The 16,917-nt window shown below is 70.2% G+C and carries 11 protein-coding genes; 4 read left to right on the forward strand and 7 right to left on the reverse strand.

What is annotated here, in order from left to right; all coding sequences use genetic code 11:
• From tssM to AZL_RS37400, 4 genes are all read left to right on the forward strand, one after another.
• On the forward strand, window positions 1–3,687 hold the full coding sequence (gene tssM / locus AZL_RS09475; protein WP_012974411.1) for a type VI secretion system membrane subunit TssM: 3,687 nt from the start codon (window positions 1–3) through the stop codon (window positions 3,685–3,687).
• A complete protein-coding gene (locus tag AZL_RS09480) occupies window positions 3,669–5,714 on the forward strand; it encodes a serine/threonine-protein kinase (protein WP_012974412.1) in 2,046 nt (681 codons plus the stop codon). Before tssM ends, AZL_RS09480 begins: the two co-directional genes overlap by 19 nt.
• A gap of 43 nt (window positions 5,715–5,757) precedes the next feature.
• Window positions 5,758–6,189 carry an ATP-binding protein gene (locus AZL_RS09485; RefSeq protein WP_158305971.1) on the forward strand — a complete coding sequence of 144 codons (432 nt, stop codon included), beginning with the start codon at window positions 5,758–5,760 and terminating at the stop codon, window positions 6,187–6,189.
• A gap of 438 nt (window positions 6,190–6,627) precedes the next feature.
• Window positions 6,628–6,759, forward strand: coding sequence for a hypothetical protein (locus AZL_RS37400; RefSeq protein ID WP_256373220.1), 132 nt, complete (start codon window positions 6,628–6,630; stop codon window positions 6,757–6,759).
• Between the two features lie 85 nt (window positions 6,760–6,844).
• Here AZL_RS37400 and AZL_RS33345 read toward each other — a convergent pair whose 3' ends face one another.
• The 7 genes from AZL_RS33345 to betB all read right to left on the reverse strand — a co-directional run bounded on the left by AZL_RS33345 (window position 6,845) and on the right by betB (window position 16,841).
• A complete protein-coding gene (locus AZL_RS33345) occupies window positions 6,845–8,737 on the reverse strand; it encodes a response regulator (RefSeq protein ID WP_247894186.1) in 1,893 nt (630 codons plus the stop codon).
• 50 nt (window positions 8,738–8,787) lie between these two features.
• Window positions 8,788–10,998 (reverse strand): response regulator, encoded by a 2,211-nt coding sequence (locus AZL_RS09500; protein WP_012974416.1) that lies wholly within the window; start codon window positions 10,996–10,998, stop codon window positions 8,788–8,790.
• 125 nt (window positions 10,999–11,123) lie between these two features.
• Window positions 11,124–11,636 carry a hypothetical protein gene (locus tag AZL_RS09505; RefSeq protein WP_012974417.1) on the reverse strand — a complete coding sequence of 171 codons (513 nt, stop codon included), beginning with the start codon at window positions 11,634–11,636 and terminating at the stop codon, window positions 11,124–11,126.
• A 172-nt stretch (window positions 11,637–11,808) separates the two neighbouring features.
• Window positions 11,809–12,231, reverse strand: coding sequence for a nucleoside-diphosphate kinase (gene ndk / locus AZL_RS09510; protein ID WP_012974418.1), 423 nt, complete (start codon window positions 12,229–12,231; stop codon window positions 11,809–11,811).
• A gap of 239 nt (window positions 12,232–12,470) precedes the next feature.
• Entirely contained in the window at window positions 12,471–13,478 is a 1,008-nt protein-coding gene (locus tag AZL_RS09515; RefSeq protein ID WP_012974419.1) for a choline ABC transporter substrate-binding protein, read from the reverse strand.
• Between the two features lie 73 nt (window positions 13,479–13,551).
• The gene (gene betA / locus AZL_RS09520) at window positions 13,552–15,264 is read right to left on the reverse strand and encodes a choline dehydrogenase (RefSeq protein WP_012974420.1); all 1,713 of its coding nucleotides are present in this window, start codon (window positions 15,262–15,264) and stop codon (window positions 13,552–13,554) included.
• Window positions 15,265–15,371: 107 nt separating this feature from the next.
• Complete coding sequence (gene betB / locus AZL_RS09525) at window positions 15,372–16,841, reverse strand: betaine-aldehyde dehydrogenase (protein ID WP_012974421.1); 1,470 nt, start codon at window positions 16,839–16,841, stop codon at window positions 15,372–15,374.
• Window positions 16,842–16,917 lie beyond the last annotated feature (76 nt).

The following is a 16,917-nucleotide window of genomic DNA, read 5'->3' on the forward strand; positions in this document are numbered from 1 at the left end:
ATGCTGAAACCGATCCTGTCCGCCCTGACCTCCCTATGGTTCCTGACGCTGGCGGCGGCGCTGTCGCTGGGCGCGCTGGTCTGGTTCGTCGGGCCGCTGATCGCGGTGGCCGGCGCCTTCCCGCTGGCCGACGCGACCGTCCGGCTCGGGGTTGCGGCCGGCATCCTGCTGGTCTGGGCACTGGCGATGCAATGGTCGCTCTACCGCCACCGCAGCGCCAACGACCGCATGGTGCAGGCGTTGAGCAAGGCGACGCCGGCCACCGCCGCCGGTGCCGCCAACGGGGCCGATCCGCAGGCCGAGGCCGTCGGCCAGGAGACCGCCCTGCTGCGCACCCGGCTGCGCGACGCGCTCGACCAGCTGCGCAAGGCGCGGTTCGGCGGCAAATGGGGGCAGCGCTACCTCTACCAACTGCCCTGGTATCTGCTGATCGGCGCGCCGGGGGCCGGCAAGACGACGGCGCTGGCCAATTCCGGCCTGCGCTTCCCGCTCGCCGCCGAGATGGGGCATGCGGCGCTGCGCGATGTCGGTGGCACCCGCAATTGCGACTGGTGGTTCACCGACGAGGCGGTGCTGATCGACACCGCCGGGCGCTACGTCACCCAGGACAGCCAGCCGGCCGTCGACGGCAGGGTTTGGAAGAATTTCATCGCCCTGCTGAAGCGCCACCGCCCGCGCCAGCCGGTGAACGGCATCCTGCTGGCCGTCAGCCTCGCCGATCTCACGGTGTGGAGCGAGGCGGAGCGCCGGAGCCATGCCGAACAGCTGAAGCTGCGGCTGAAGGAGCTGCGCGGGCAGGTCGGGTCGCGCGTGCCGGTCTATGTGCTGTTGACCAAGGCCGACCTGATCGCCGGCTTCGCCGAATTCTTCGACGATCTCAGCCGCGAGGAACGCGAGCAGGTCTGGGGCGTCACCTTCCCGCTCGATGACGGCAAATCGGGGGACGACGCCCCGGTCCACCGCTTCGGCGCCGAGTTCGACGCGCTGACCGGGCGCATCGCCCGCCGGGTGCTCGACCGCGTCCATGGCGAATCCGACATCCAGCGCCGGTCGCTCGACACCCTGTTCCCGGCGCAGATGGCGGCGCTGAAGCCGGCCATCGCCGACCTGCTGGCGGTCATCTTCGAGCCCAACCGCTATGAGGAGCGCCCGCTGCTGCGCGGCGTCTACCTGACCAGCGGCACCCAGACCGGCGCGCCGGTGGACCGGCTGGCGGAGATGGTCGCCGGCTCCTTCGGGCTGGAGCGGCCGGTGCTGCCGGCGGCCAGCGGCGGGCGCAGCTATTTCCTGACCCGAACCCTGCGCGAGGTGGTGTTCGCCGAGGCCGGGCTGGTCGGCACCGACGGCGGGATGGAGCGCCGCCGTCGCCTGCTGCGCGGCGGGGCGATGGCGGCGATGCTGCTGGCCGGGCTGGCGGTCGCCGCCTTCTGGGCCAACAGCTTCACCGGCAACGCCGCCCTGGTCGCCGGGGTCGATGCCGCCGCCGCCAAGGCGCAGGCCGAGCTGGCGCCGCTCGCCACCGCGCCGCGCTCGCTGACCAGGGTGGACGACACCGATTTCGCCGCCATCGTGCCGCCGCTGAACACGCTGCGCGCCATCCCCGCCGGATGGACCGAGCCGCCACCGCCGGAGATGACCGGCGGCCTCTATCAGGGCGGCCGGCTGGGGCGGCAAGGGGCCGATATCTATGCCCGCGCGCTCGACACCGTGCTGCTGCCCCGCGTCTTCCTGCGGATGGAGGAGCAGCTTCGCCGCGAGCGCGCCCGGCCCGACTATCTGTTCCAGGCGCTGAAGGTCTATCTGATGCTGGCCGGCAAGGGGCCGCTCGACAAGGCGCTGGTGTCGGAGTGGATGGCGCTGGAATGGATGGCCTCGCTGCCCGGCCCGGCCTATGACGGGGTGCGGCGCGACCTGCGCGGCCATCTCGATACCCTGCTGGCCAATCCGCTGCCCGGCCTGCCGCTGGACGAGGCGCTGGTGGAGGAGGCGCGGCAGAGCCTGACCCGCTATCCGCTGGCCGAGCGCGGCTTCACCATCCTGCGCGACCGGCCGGAAATCCAGGATCTGGACGATTGGCGGCTGGTCGACAATGCCGGGCCGCTGGCCGGGCGGGTGCTGGTCCGCCCGTCGGGCAAGCCGCTGTCGGAGGGGGTGCCCGGCCTCTACAGCTATGACGGCTTCCACAAGGCGGTGCTGCCGGCACTGCCCAAGGTGGCCAAGGCGCTGGTGGACGAGAATTGGGTGCTGGGCCAGCCGAGCAGCGGCCCGCAGGCGCTCGCCAGCGCCCGGCAGCTCGAACGCGGCATCCTCGCCGTCTATCTCGACCGCTATGCCCGCCAATGGGACGAAATGCTGGGCGACGTGGTGATCGTGCCGCTGCGCAGCCTGTCCCAGGCCGCCGACGTGCTGAATACTTTGTCCGGCCCGCAATCGCCGCTGAAGCTGTGGCTGACCGCCATGGTGCGCCAGACCACGCTCGTCCCCGGCCCGACCGACAAGCCGGCCGACGGCAAGGGACCGGCTGCCGGGGGACCGGTTGCCGGAGGGCCGCTGGCCGGGGCGGCGCAGCAGGCGCAGGCGGCCGGGAAGGCGGTGGAGTCGACCGGCGCCAACGCCGCCTATCTGGCGCGGCTGGCCGGCGTGTCGCTGCAACCGGAGGGGCCGCCGCCGGGCCAGCCGATCAACGACCATTTCAAGGCGCTGCGCGCGCTGGTCCAGGGCGAGGGCGGCGCGCCGCCCAAGCTGGACGAGTCGCTGAAGCTGCTGGGCGACCTTTATCAGCAGATCGCGCGGGCGGCCAACGCGCCCGACCAGAACGGCGCCCTTCTGGCCGGGCTGGCCGGCACCGCCGGGGCCGGTGACGGCAAGGGGGCGGTGGCGGCGCAGCTGCGCACGCTCGCCCGCGACCTGCCCGATCCGGTCGGCGGCATGGTGGCCGGCGTGGCGCAGAATGCGGCGACGGTCAGCGCCGGCGGGGCCAGGGCACAGATCAACAAGGCGTGGCAATCCACCGTCCTGCCCTTCTGCCGGGCGGCGCTCGACAACCGCTTCCCGATGGTGGCGGGCAGTCCGGTGGATGTGACCGCGGCCGATTTCGCCAAGCTGTTCGCCCCGGGCGGCATGATCGACCAGTTCTTCAACACCAACCTGCGCCCCTTCGTCGACATGACGGTCAGCCCCTGGGCCTGGCAGAAGGTCGATCAGGTCGATCTCGGCATCCCGCCGGCGGTGCTCGACCAGTTCGAGCGGGCGGCCCGCATCCGCGACAGCCTGTTCCCGGCCGGGGCCGCCGCCGCCAAGGTGGTGTTCGAGATCACGCCGGTGGAGCTGGACGCCAAGGCGACCCAGGTGGCGATGGACATCGACGGCCAGACGCTGATCTACCAGCATGGGCCGCCCCGTCCGCAGGTGATGAAATGGCCGGGGGCGGAAGGCACCAGCAGCGTGCGGCTCGGCTTCGGCCCGCCGCTGCCGGGCGAGCCCGCCGGCCTGTCGCGCCAGGGACCATGGGCCTTGTTCCATTTCCTCGCCGACGGCAAGCTGGAGCCGACGCCGCAGCCCGACCGCTTCACCTTCGCGGTGACGGTCGGCACCCGCAAGGCGGTCTTCGCCCTGCGCGCCGACAGCGTGAACAACCCCTTCGGCAAGAATCTGCTCGAGAGCTTCCGATGCCCGACGGCGCTGTAGGCGTCCTTCATCCCGACAGCATCGGCCCCTACCGGGTCGAAGGGGTGCTGGGCCAGGGCGCGATGAGCGTGGTGTACCGCGCCACCGACGGGCGCACCGGCCTGCCGGTGGCGCTGAAGCTGCTGCGCGGCGAGCTGCTGGCGGCGGCGGAACACGATGCCGTGCTCGCCCGCTTCGGGCGGGAGGCGCGGATCGGGCTGAAGCTGGACCATCCCAACATCGTCCGGGTGCATGACCATGGCACGCTGGACGTCATGCCGGGCCGGGCGCTGGGGGGCGCGCCCTATCTGGCGATGGAACTGGTCCGCGGCCGCGAGCTGAAACAGCATCTGGACTCGGACACCCCGCTGACCGTGCGGCAGGGCGGCGCCCTGATGGCGGCGGTGCTGGACGCGCTGGCCTTCGCCCATGCCCAGGGCGTCATCCACCGCGACATCAAGCCGGCCAACATTCTCGTGCAGGAGGATCTGACGCCGAAGCTGGCCGATTTCGGCATCGCCCAGATCGCCGCGTCGGACCTGACCCAGACCGGCGACCTGCTGGGCACCCCCGCCTACATGGCGCCGGAGATCCTGCGCGGGGAGAAGGCCGACGCCCGCAGCGACCTGTTCTCCGCCGGGGTGGTGCTCTATTGCCTGCTGGCGCGGCGGCGGCCCTTCTCCGGCTCCGTCGCCACGGTGATGCAGCAGATCCTGTTCGTCGAGCCGCCGCCGCCGTCCCACGGCAACCCCGACCTGCCGGCCCCCTTCGACCGGGTGATCCTGAAGGCGCTGGCGAAGGCGCCGGCCGACCGCTACGCCTGCGCCGGGGAGTTCGCCGAGGCGCTGCGCCGGGCGCTGGCCGCCGCCGACAGCGGAAGGGCGGGGACGCCGGCCGCTGAGCTGACGCTGGTCACCGCCAACCGTCCGGCCGCCGCGTCGGCGCGCGACCGCGCCGCGCTGGCCGTGGCGCTGGAGGCCGCCCTGCGCGCCATTCCCGGCCAGCCGCTCGACGCCCGCCGGCTGGGAGAGCTGCTCGATTTGCTGGAAGGGTGGGAGACGGGCCATGGCGGCGATGTCCGGCGCTGGCAATCGGTCATACTCGATGCCGGACTCGAGCCGCTGGCCGGTCTGATCACCGCCGCGACCCCGGCGCCACGCGCCGCCGCGGCCAACCTGCGGCGCGACTGGATGCCGCTGGTCCGGCTGTTCGCCGCCCTGTCCCGCGCCCTGTCCCGCGCATTGACCCGCGCGCCGGTCGGCACGGCCGGTGCGGAACGGGCGAGGATGGCGGCGGCGCGCATCGCCTTCGACCTGTCCGGCCGCTTCTTCCTCTATTCGGGCGAGTTGAACCGGGTGCTGATGGACGGCGACAACCCGGACATCCAGATGCTGTCGCTCGACTTCCTGCGGCTGGAGATCCTCCAGCACGCGCTGGAGGAGCTGGGGGCCGAGGCCGAGCTGGCGCAGAGCCGCGGCGCCATGCTGATGTTCGCCGTGCAGGTCATCCGCAAGGTGACTCAGATCCTGCGCGCCTGCACCGACGGCAATGACGGGCTGGCCCGATTCGGCGTCGCCATCATCCTCGCCAACATTGAGGAGCTGATCGTGATGGCACAGCGCCTGTTCGAGACCGGCGGACAGGCCACCGGCGGCCTGCCCCAGGACGCGGTGGCTGAGTTCATCGCCGCCGCCGGCCGCTTCGCCACCCTGTCGGTGGAGGAGCTGCGCGGCGAGATCGCCGCGGGAGGCGCCGGCACGGCGGAGAGCTTCGCCGCCCGGCTGCGCGGCCTCGGACAGCTCTATCTGTTCGCCAGCCGGCTGACGGCGCCGGACTGCGCGGCGTCGATGCACAGCCTGTCGACCATGCTCCACGACCTCGTCACCGGGCTGGCGGGCGATCTGGGCAACGCGCCGGTCAGCGACACCGGCGCCCGCGCCCGGCTGACCGCGCTGGCGGAAATGGCGGGCGGGCTGGGGTGGAGCGAGGTGGAACGGATCGCCCTGACGGCCCTGCGCCGTTGGGCGATGGCCGGCGTGGCGGCTTAACCAGGATGGGGCAAGGCGGATGACAAGGCCGATGGACGACAGCGTGACAAATCGCCTGGACATGGTCCTGCGCAACGACCTGTCCGAACTGGAACGGCTAGCCGCCGCGGTGGACGATTTCGTCGAGCGCAACGCGCTGCCGCCGGATATCGCCTTCAAGGTCAATCTGTGCTGCGACGAACTGATCACCAACACCGTCACCTATGGCTATGGTGGTGCCGGCGGCGATGCCGGGCCGCGCGAGATCCGGGTGCGGCTGGAAATCGACGGGGCCGAATTGCGGGTGGAGCTGGAGGACGACGCCGACGCCTTCGATCCCTTCGCCGAAGCGCCGCCACCGGATCTGACCGGCGATCTGGACGACCGCCAGGTCGGCGGGCTGGGCGTCTTCCTGGTCCGGCAGATGATGGACCGCATGAGCCACCGCCGCGAGAACGGCCGCAACCTGACCAGCCTCGCCAAAAGGCTGGACTGAACGGCCGCCGTGCCCTGCAACCCCAAGCGGCGGCGACCCAAGGCGCGAAGAGCAGGACATTTTGTCATAGAGGCGGTGCCGGGCCGGCGCCGCACCCCGACAACGATCCGCCGCCCGAAATCGATTCTTCGGGAAAAACCTTGTGGATCAAAGGGCGAAAATCTCCGGAATTTTCCGAAAATATCATTGGATTTTCCGCTATGATAACTCGGCAAAGCAGGGCGTTTCGCTCTGCAACAAACCGACACATGACAAGCCCGGCAATTTCTTGCACTATTATGGGTAGCCCTCGGTTTTCAACCGGGAGACCCCGCTGTATCATTCAGGAGCGGTCCAAAGGCAGGGCCAACCATGGCGAACGCTAACGTGTGGAGTCGACGCATCATGACCGGGTCGCAGTGCCAAGAAGCACGCCTGCGCCTTGGCTGGTCGACACGGATGCTGGCGAACAAGGCCGGCGTTCCGTGGTACGCGGTGATGAATCTCGATTACGGCACGGGTGACGTCGACCCGGCCATCGTCGACGCGCTGGCCCGCGCCTTCAGACAGGCGGGGCTGGAGCTGCGCTGAGCGTTCCGCTGAAGCGCCCGTTTCCCGAAGCCCCCATTCCCGAAGCCCCCATTCCCGAAGAACCACGGCGCCGCCCTATCGCCCCCTACCCCCCATCCTTCTGCGCCAGGACCAGCAGGATCTTCTCCTCCAGCTGTTCCGGGGTGAAGGGCTTGGCGATATAGCCGCTGACCTGATGGGCCAGCGCCTTCCTCACCGCCTCCAGCGTGGCCAGCGCCGTGACCATCAGGAAGGGCAGGTCACCGGACAGGCCGCGCACGCGCTTCAGCAGATCGAGACCGCTCAAGCGCGGCATCATCCAGTCGCAGATGATGAGATCATAGGCCGAGACATCGGCCTGTAGCCGCTCCAGCGCCTCCTGGCCGTCGACGGCGCCATCGACGGTGCCGATGCCAAGCTCCCGCAGGACCGAGGTGACGAAGGCGCGCGGCCCCGCCTCGTCATCCACCACCAGCACGCGCTGGGCGGCGAGGTCGATGAAGGGCACGCCGACCATCGCCAGCGACTGGCGCAGCCAGCCGGCCCGCGCCGCCCGCTCCTTCGCCCCCGGCGCGTTCAACAGCAGGTGGCGGATGAAGCGCGGCCGATGACAGTGGCGGTAGAGCAGGCGGGCCACCGCCAGCCGGCTCTTGCCGTTGCAGATCGCCCCCTCCCCCGCCAGCCGGACGATGTCGAGCACGGCGTCGGCCGGCGCATCCTCCTTGGCCTGGATCAGCGGGGCGAGCACGCGCTGGGTGCGCAGGAAGGTGTTTTGCAGGTCGTCGAGCCGCCCGGCGAGCCGGTCGCGCTCCTCCTCCGGCAGCGTGCTGGACAGCACCAGGCGCTGGACCTCCGCCAACCCCTTCAGCTTCTCGTTCCGCTCCTTCCAGCAATCCAGCAGCCGGCCGGCGAAGTCGCGGCTGTCGAAGAAGCCGCGCAGGTAGTCGGTGACCGCCTTGGTGGCGCTGGGCGACAGCGGCATCCTTTGCAGCACGAACAGGATGCGCAGCTTCTGCATGAAATTGCGGCCGCGGGTGATTTCCGGGACGGTGTCCTCATTGACCAGCAGGGCGGAGCGCCGCTGCAACGCCGCCTCCGTGCGGGCGCCGCCGGCATAGGCGCCGGCACGGTCGCGCAGGCGGGCGGACAGGTCGCTCAACGCCAGGATCTCGCGCTGCACCGCGTCGATGCCGAACATGTCGCCGGCGCTGGCGATGGTGAAGCAGGCGGGCTTGGCCATCTCGCGGCGGAAGGCGGCGGCCAGCGCGTCGCGCAGAGCCGGCATCGGCACCCGCCCCATCAGCACCGCCAGCCGGCGGAACACCGGCGGCGCGTCCTCCGCCATCGGCCGGTCGGCGGCGATCAGCGTCACGATCAGGTCGATCAGCGGGGCGAAGGGCGCATCCCGCGCACAGGACGCGGTGCCGGCGTCGCTCAGCAGGATTTCACCCAGCAGCCGCTCCAGCGGCGCCAGCGCGTCGGGATGCGCGGTGCTCTCCGCCAGGTCCAGCAGCGCGCCGGCCTTGTCGGCGAAGCTGCGGCAGGAGGCGATGCGCTGGACGATGGCGGCGTCCAGTTGGAAGCGCCCGAGGAAGCCGCCGCCGGACAGCAGCTCCGCCGCCCTGCCGGGATAGGCGGCGGGCGAAAGCTCGGTCGGCGGCGCCTCCTTCAGCCGCTCGCGCGTCAGGCGGGCGATCTCGTTGACCAGCGGCGCCAGGGCGCCCTGGCGCTCCATCGCGCGTTCGGCCTGGGCCAGGATGGCGACGAAGGTGGCGGTGTTGGACAGGGCGGTCTGATGGCGCGGGTGGTGCAGCAGCTCCGTCGCGGTCAGCGCATTCTCATCGAGGAAGCGGCGGCAGAAACGGCCGACGCCGTCCCGCCCGGCCGGCGTGTAGAAATCCGCCGGCTCGCGGCAGACCGGCGGCGCGGCGCCCTCCACCGCCTCGTCCATGACCGCCGCCTCGACCGACGCCAACTCCTTGACGGAAGGCCCCTTCACGGAAGGCCCCTTGACGGGAGGCTCCGGGTGGGAAATGTCCATCGCCACCCTCACCCCACCAGAAGCGCGCGGAGCGCGTCCAGCAGACGCTCCGGCGTCACCGGCTTCATCACGATCTCCCGCCCCTCCCGCGCCGTCAGCCCGGCCGCCATCCCGCGCGAGGCGTAGCCGGTCAGGAACAGGATGGGCAGATGCGGGTTCAACGCCTCCAGCGCGCGGGCGAGATCCGGCCCGTTCATCCGCGGCATCGACACGTCGCTGACCACCGCGTCGAACAGGCCGCCGGCCTCGTCGTAACGCTCCAGCGCCTCCCGCCCGTCCGCCGCCTCCACCACGACGCAGCCGGCCTCCTCCAGGACGAGCCGCAGATAGCGGCGCACCGACTCCTCGTCATCGACCAGCAGGATGACCGCCCCCTCCCCCTCCGCGACCCGCAGCGGGTCGTTTGCGCGAGCCGTCGCGGGCGGATCGATCGCCGGCAGATAGAGGGCGAAGCTGGCGCCGCGGCCGTCCTCCCCGCCTTCCAGCTCCACCGCGCCGCCGGATTGCTGGGCGGTGCCATAGACCATCCACAGGCCGAGCCCGGTGCCCTTCCCCGGCTCCTTGGTGGTGAAGAAGGGCTCCCAGATGCGGTCGCGGATCGCCACCGGCACGCCCGGCCCCTGGTCGCTGACGCGGATCACCACATGGCGGCCCGGCTTCAGCCCATGATGGCGGGCGAAGAAGGAGTCGGCCGGGGTCTCCACCGTCACGGAGATGGTCAGAAGGCCGCCGTCGGGCATGGCGTCGCGGCCGTTCAGCGCCAGATTCAGCAGGGCCTGGTTCAGGGTGACCGGGTTGACCAGGGCATAGGCCTCCTCCTCCTCCGCCCGGATCGCGACCTCGATGCCGGCGCTGAGCAGCGGCTTCAGGAAGACGCGCAGGTCGCGCGCCAGCGGGGCGATGGCCACCACCTCCCGCTCGTCGCTGACCCGCCGGTGGGAGAAGTCCAGAAGCTGCCCGGTCAGCGCCGCCGCCCGGTCCGACGCCTTGGCGATCTCCCCCACGCAGGTCAGCACGCGGTCGCGGTCGGCGGGATCGCGCTCCGCCAGCCGGGCGAAACCGCCGATGGCGGTCAGCATATTGTTGAATTCATGGGCGATGCCGCCGGCCATGCGGCCCACCGCCTCCATTTTCTGGGCGCGCCGCAACTCGCCCTCGACCCGGCGGCGGTCGGTGATGTCGTTCAGCACCAGCAACACCGCCGGCCCGCCGCCATGGAGCACCGGGCTGGCCGCCACCTCCAGCCGGCGGCGCTCGCCGGTCGGGCGCACGGCGTCGCATTCCAGCCGTCGCCCATCTCCGTCCGCCGCCGCGGCCGTGGCGAAGCCCGCCTCCAGCGTGCCGCCATCCTCGAGGAAGCCGGCCAGCGCACGCCCCTCCAACGCATCGGCCGCCACCCCGAGGATCGCGGCGGCGGCGCCGTTGGCGAAACGGATGGCCTCGCGGTCCCAGATGACGATGCCGTAGGGCGCCAGCTCCACCAGCTGGCGGTAGCGCAGTTCGCTTTCGCCCAGGGCCTCGACGGTCCGGCTCAGCCGGGCGGTCTGTCCGGCCAGCTCCTCCTCCCGCATCTTCAGCTCGGTGATGTCCATCAGGATCTTCACCACGCCGCCGCCGCCGGTGGCATGCTCGCTGATCCGGTACCAGCGCCCGTCGGACAGGCGGCCATCGACAGGGGCCGAATGCTCCAGATGGCGGGTCAGCCGCTTTTCCACCCAGGCGCCGATGCCGTCCTCTCCCTCGCCCGCAGAGTCATAACCGCCGCGCTCGGCCGCCACGCGCAGGATCTCGGCGAAGCCGCGGCCGGGGGTCAGCATGTCGGCGATGGTTGGGTAGGCGCGGCGGTAGCGCTCGTTGCAGATCAGCAGCCGGCCGTCGGCATTGAACAGGACGAAGCCTTCCGACACGCTGTCGATGGCGCCGCGCAACCCCTCCAGCTCGTCGCGCACCGGGCGCAGGGCCGCGTCGGACCGCGCCAGCGCCGTCGCGGCGGCAGCGGCGGCCCGCCGGGCTCCCCACAACGACAGCGCGCCGGCAACAGCCAGGGCTCCCGCCGCCGGCCAGCCGATCTCGCCGGCGGCGGCAAGCCCGACAAGCGCGCCGATGGAGGTCAGCCCGGCCAACAGGGAGGGAAGCGAGGCGGAAAGACGCGACGGCCCGGACCCCAACTCGTCGGCACCCGCAACACGGAGCGGTTGCCCGGCGTTTGCAACGTCCACGAAGCCTCCGTCGGTCCGGAAGGGGGTGAGCCGGCGGCATACCCGCCGATGCCTCCCGTCTTAGAAGGTCAGTCGTTAAAAGAAGCTTTAGGATCTAAGCTTTCACCCGCATGCGACGCCCGCGCTCAAACCCCGATGTCGATGTCGATCTCGCCATCGTCTTCCGGAGCGCGGCCCAGCAGCAGGTCGGCGGCGTCGAGGGTCAGCGCCTCGACCTCCTCGTTCCGCTCCTCGTCGGGCAGGCGCAGCGCGTGCATCACCTGGGTCGCCAGATGGATCAGCATGGCGCGGACGCAATCATCCTCCGGATACTCCAGCGCCACCACGTCCTTCAGGAAGGCGCCGAGCTGGTCCGGGCTGTTCCACGGGTGGGTGATGACGGTGTCGAAGCCGCTGGTGCCGAGAAAGACGGAGTTGAGCGCGGTGGCCTGGCGGTTGATGCCGTCGATCGCCTCGTCCTGGTCCAGCTTGCCCTGGAGCACCTGGTTGAAGGCGTCCAGGCTGAGGTCGATGAACTGGCGGGTCAGCAATCGCACGACGGATTCGTCGGACAGGTCGTTGCGGGCCTGCGGCTGGGTCAGGACCGGCAGCGGTTGCAGCAGCGCCGCGATGATCGGCTTTGCGGATTGGGATTCCATCGCGGGCAACTCCTGTCGGGATCGACCCCGGCATCTGCGGGGTGAGGATGGGCGGGGTGAAAGGTTCACGGTTCCCGATACTGCCAGAGCCTGACGCAAAACGCAAAAAAGGCCGCCTCCTCGCGGAGGCGGCCTTTTCGCCGGGCCTGACGGACGGTCAGGCCCCTTGGGATCAGCCCACCAGCTCGATGCCGGCGAAGAAGAAGGCGATCTCCTGGGCGGCGGTCTCCGGAGCGTCCGAACCATGGACCGAGTTGGCCTCGATCGACTCGGCGAACTCCTTGCGGATGGTGCCCTCGGCGGCGTTGGCCGGGTTGGTGGCGCCCATGATCTCGCGGTTGCGGGCGATGGCGTTCTCGCCTTCCAGAACCTGGAGGACCACCGGGCCGGAGATCATGAAGGAGACCAGATCGCCGAAGAACGGACGCTCGCGGTGCACGCCATAGAACTGCTCGGCCTGGGCCTTGGACAGCTGGACGCGCTTCTGGGCAACGATGCGCAGGCCGCCGTCCTCGAACTTGGCGTTGATCTTGCCGGTCAGGTTGCGGCGGGTGGCGTCGGGCTTGATGATCGAGAGGGTCCGTTCGACGGCCATGCTGGTGACTCCTGCGGGACTGGGGCTTTGCGCCGATTGAAGAACTCGCAGGCGCCGCCGGAGGACCGGGGCGCCGGATGGGCGGCTTTATAGAGGCGCTTTCGCGGCGCGGCAAGGTGTTCGTTGGCGCCTGCGCCGGAACGGACACTCCGGAAAAAATTGCGGCCAAAAAAATCCCGGCCGCGACGGCATCCCGCCGCGGCCGGAGTCGAGGAGGCTTATCGAAACAAGGCGTCAGGTCAGGACTTGAGCGCCGCCAGCTTCGCCTGGGCGGCGGCCAGACCGTCCTTGCCGTCCAGCGTGGTGACGCCGGACAGCCAGGTCTTCAGGACGGCGGGGTTCTTCTTCAGCCAGTCGGCGGCCACCGCTTCCGGCTTGCGGCCGCCGTTCATGATGCCGTCCATCACCGCATTCTCCATGTCCACGGTGAAGACCAGATTGGACAGGAACTTGCCGAGATTCGGGCATTCGGCGGCGTAGCCCTTGCGCACGTTGGTGCTGACGGTGGCGCCGCCGAAATCCGGGCCGAACCAGTCGTCGCCATCGGCCAGATAGGTGATGTCCATCGTCTTGTTCATCGGATGCGGCGCCCAGCCCAGGAAGGCGATCCATTTCTTGGCCCGGACCGCCCGCTTGACCTCGGCCAGCATGCCGGCCTCGCTGGACTCCACCATCTTGAAGTCCTTCAGCCCGAAGGCGTCGGCCTTCAGCATCTTCTCGATGATCAGGTTGCCGTCGTTGCCGGCCTCGATGCCATAGATCTTGCCGTCCAGCTTGTCCTTGAACTTCGCCAGATCCTTGAAGCTCTTCAGCCCGGCCTCGGCGGCATAGGTGGGGACGGCCAGCGTGTATTTGGCGCCTTCCAGGTTGACGCGCGTCACCTCGACCGAGCCGTCCTCCAGCACCGGCTTGATGAAGGTCTCCATGGTGGGCATCCAGTTGCCGAGGAAGACGTCCAGCGACTTGGTCTTCAGCCCGAGATAGACGACCGGCACCGACGAGACACTGGTGGTCGGCTTGTAGCCCAGCGCGTCCAGCGTGACGGAGGCGAGCGCCGTCGTCGCCGCGATGTCGGTCCATCCCACATCGCCGAACCGCACCGACTTGCAGGATGCCGGATCGGCGGCCCGCGCCGTTCCCGCCGGCAGGACGGCGGCGCCGGCCGCCAGCATCAGGCCGACGGCGAGGGTGGAGAGTTTGGCGGTGGAGAATTTGCCGGCGGAGAATTTACCGAATGTCTTGGCCATGTCCCTGTTCTCCTTGCTTATGGTTGTCGTTGCGGTTTTCGCTGTGGGCCGTTTTCACCGTGGGGCCGCAGGTTCATGCCCGCAGCCGCTGGTCCTTCATCGACTCCTTCCGGCCGAGGGCGGCGTCTGCGACATGATAGGACACGTCGGCGCGCGGCAGCGGCGGACGGCCGCGCACCGCGTCGGCCAGCTTCTCCGCCATCATGATGGTGGGCGCGTTCAGGTTGCCGGTGACGATGCGCGGCATGATCGAGGCGTCGATGACGCGCAAGGACTCCAGCCCATGCACCCGGCCCTGGCCATCCACCACCGCGCCCTCGTCGGTCCCCATCCGGCAGGTGCCACAGGGGTGATAGGCGGTCTCGGCGTGATGGCGGACGAAGGCGTCGAGGTCGGTGTCGGTGACGCACTCGGCGCCGGGGCTGATCTCCTCACCGCGATAGGGAGCCAGCGCGCGCTGGCGCATGATGTCGCGGGTGATGCGGATACCGGCCCGGAACTCCCGCCAGTCCTGCGGATCGGCCATGTAGTTGAACAGGATGCTCGGCGCCCGCCCCGGATCGCGCGAGCGAGCATGGACGCGCCCCTTGCTGGGCGAGCGCATCGAACCGACATGGGCCTGGAAGCCGTGCGCCTCCACCGCGTTGGTGCCGTTGTAGCTGATCGCCACGGGCAGGAAGTGATACTGGATGTTGGGCCAGGGCACATCGTCGCCGGTGCGGATGAAGCCGCCGGCCTCGAACTGGTTGCTGGCGCCGATGCCGGTGCCGCGGAACAGCCATTCGGCGCCGATGGCCGGCTGGTTCCACCATTTCAGCGCCGGATAGAGCGATACCGGCTGGCGGCAATGATACTGGATGTACATCTCCAGATGGTCCTGGAGATCGCCGCCGACCCCCGGCAGGTCGAGCACCGTCTCCACCCCCAGCTCGCGCAGCAGCGGCGAGGGCCCCACCCCCGACCGTTGCAGGATCGCCGGCGAGGCGATGGCCCCGGCGCACAGCAGCACCTCCCGCCGCGCCCGCGCCGTCACCGGCGTGCCGTTGCGCAGATAGGCGACGCCGGCGGCGCGGCGCCCATCGAACAGGATACGGTCGGTCAGCGCATGGGTGACGATGGTCAGCCCCGGCCGGCCGCGCGCCTGATCCAGATAGCCGCGCGCCGTGCTGCACCGCCGCCCCTGCGCCGTCACCGTGCGGTCCATCGGGCCGAAGCCCTCCTGGCGGTAGCCGTTCAGGTCGGCGGTACGGGCATAGCCGGCCTGCACCCCGGCCTCCACCATCGCCTCGTAGAGCGGGTTGACGCCCGGCTTGGCGGTGGTGACGAACAGCGGGCCGGTGCCGCCATGATAGGCGTCGGGACCGATGTCGCGCGTCTCCGCCTTGCGGAAATAGGGCAGGCAGTCGAGATAGCTCCAGTCCTCCAGACCCGGAAGCTCCGACCAGCCGTCATAGTCCAGCGCGTTGCCGCGGATGTAGCACATGCCGTTGATCAGCGACGACCCGCCCAGCCCCTTGCCGCGCCCGCACTCCATCCGGCGGTTGTCCATGTGCGGCTCGGGTTCGGTCTCATAGGCCCAGTTGTAGCGGCGGCCTTGCAGCGGAAAGGCCAGGGCCGCCGGCATCTGGGTGCGGTAGTCCAGCCGGTGGTCGGGTCCGCCGGCCTCCAGCAGCAGGACGCTGACGCCGGCATCCTCGGTCAGGCGGCAGGCCAGCACATTGCCGGCCGACCCGGCGCCGACGATGATGTAATCATACTCGCGCGCCGCAGGGGCGATTGCAGGCATGGCGGAGGGCATGGCGGCGCCGTTCTCCGGCGCGGCGGCTCCGGAGGTCGGTTGATTCGACATCGAACACCCCTTCTTTAAAAAGCGGCCTTCTCTGAAAAGCGGGCTCAGAACACCGACGAATAAGTCCCCAGTTCGACCTGAACCGATTTGACGCGGGTGTAATGGTCGAGCGTCTCGACCCCGTTCTCGCGGCCGACGCCCGACTGCTTGTAGCCGCCGACCGGCATCTCGGGCGGCGATTCGCCCCAGCCGTTGATCCAGCAGATGCCGGCCTCCAGCCGGTGGATCACCCGGTGGGCGCGGGCCAGATCGCTGGTGACCAACCCGGCGGCGAGGCCATAGAGGGTGGCGTTGGCCCGCCGGATCACCTCCTCCTCCTCGTCGAAGGTCAGCAGCGACAGGACCGGGCCGAAGATCTCCTCGCGAACGATGGACATGCCATCGTGGCAATCGGTGAAGACCGTGGGCTCGACATAGGCGCCGCGCGCGAAGGCGGCCCCCTCCGGAACGCCGCCGCCGGCCAGCAGCCGGGCGCCCTCCGCCTTGCCGGCCGCGATGAAGCGCAGCACCTTGTCGCGGTGGGGAAAGCTGGCGAGCGGACCGAAATTGGTGTCGGGATCGAGCGGGTCGCCGATGCGGATGCGGCGCACGCGGGCCAGCAGCCGCTCCTCGAACGCCGCCGCGACGCCGCGCTGGACGAACACGCGGGTGCCGTTGGTGCAGACCTGGCCGGAGCTGTAGAAATTCGCCATCATGGCGATGTCGGCGGCACGGTCGAGGTCGGCGTCGGCGAAGACGATCAGCGGCGATTTCCCGCCCAGCTCCATCGTCACCTCCTTCAGGGTCGATCCGCCCGCCGCGGCCATCACCCGCTTGCCGGTCTCCACCCCGCCGGTGAAGGACAGCTTTTCGATGCCGGGATGGGCGGCGAGCAGGGCGCCGACCCGGCCGTCGCCCTGCACGACGTTGAACACGCCGTCGGGCAGCCCGGCCTCGCCGTAGATCGCCGCCAGATGCAGGGCGGTCAGCGGCGTCACCTCGCTCGGCTTGAAGATCATGGCGTTGCCGGCGGCCAGCGCCGGGGCCGATTTCCACAGGGCGATCTGGATCGGATAGTTCCAGGCGCCGATCCCGGCCACCACCCCCAGCGGCTCGCGCCGGGTATAGACGAAGGAGGTCGGACGCAGCGGGATCTGGCGCCCTTCCAGCGCCGGGGCGAGGCCGGCGTAATATTCCAGCACGTCGGCGCCGGTGGCGATGTCGACCGCGCGGGTCTCGCTCAGCGGCTTGCCGGTGTCGAGCGTTTCGATTTCGGCCAGCGCGTCGTTGCGCTCGCGCAGCAGGGACACCGCCCGGCGCAGCACCCGCGCCCGCTCCATCGCCGTCATGGCACCCCACACCGCCTGACCGGCGTGGGCACTGTCGACCGCGCGGTCCACATCGGCGGATGTCGCCCGCGCGACCTCGGCCAGCGTCTCGCCGGTCGCCGGGTTGACGGTGGCGAAGCGTTCCCGCCCCTCGCCCTCCACGGGGCGGCCGTGGATGTAATGGGCCTGCCGTCCGAACCGCATCATGTCCCGTCTCCCCGATCCCAGGCCCAAGGGTGGTCCGCATCCCGCAATTTGATTTCAGGAGACAGCGTGATTTTTA

The sequence above is a fragment of the Azospirillum sp. B510 genome (assembly GCF_000010725.1).
Taxonomy (GTDB): domain Bacteria; phylum Pseudomonadota; class Alphaproteobacteria; order Azospirillales; family Azospirillaceae; genus Azospirillum; species Azospirillum lipoferum_B.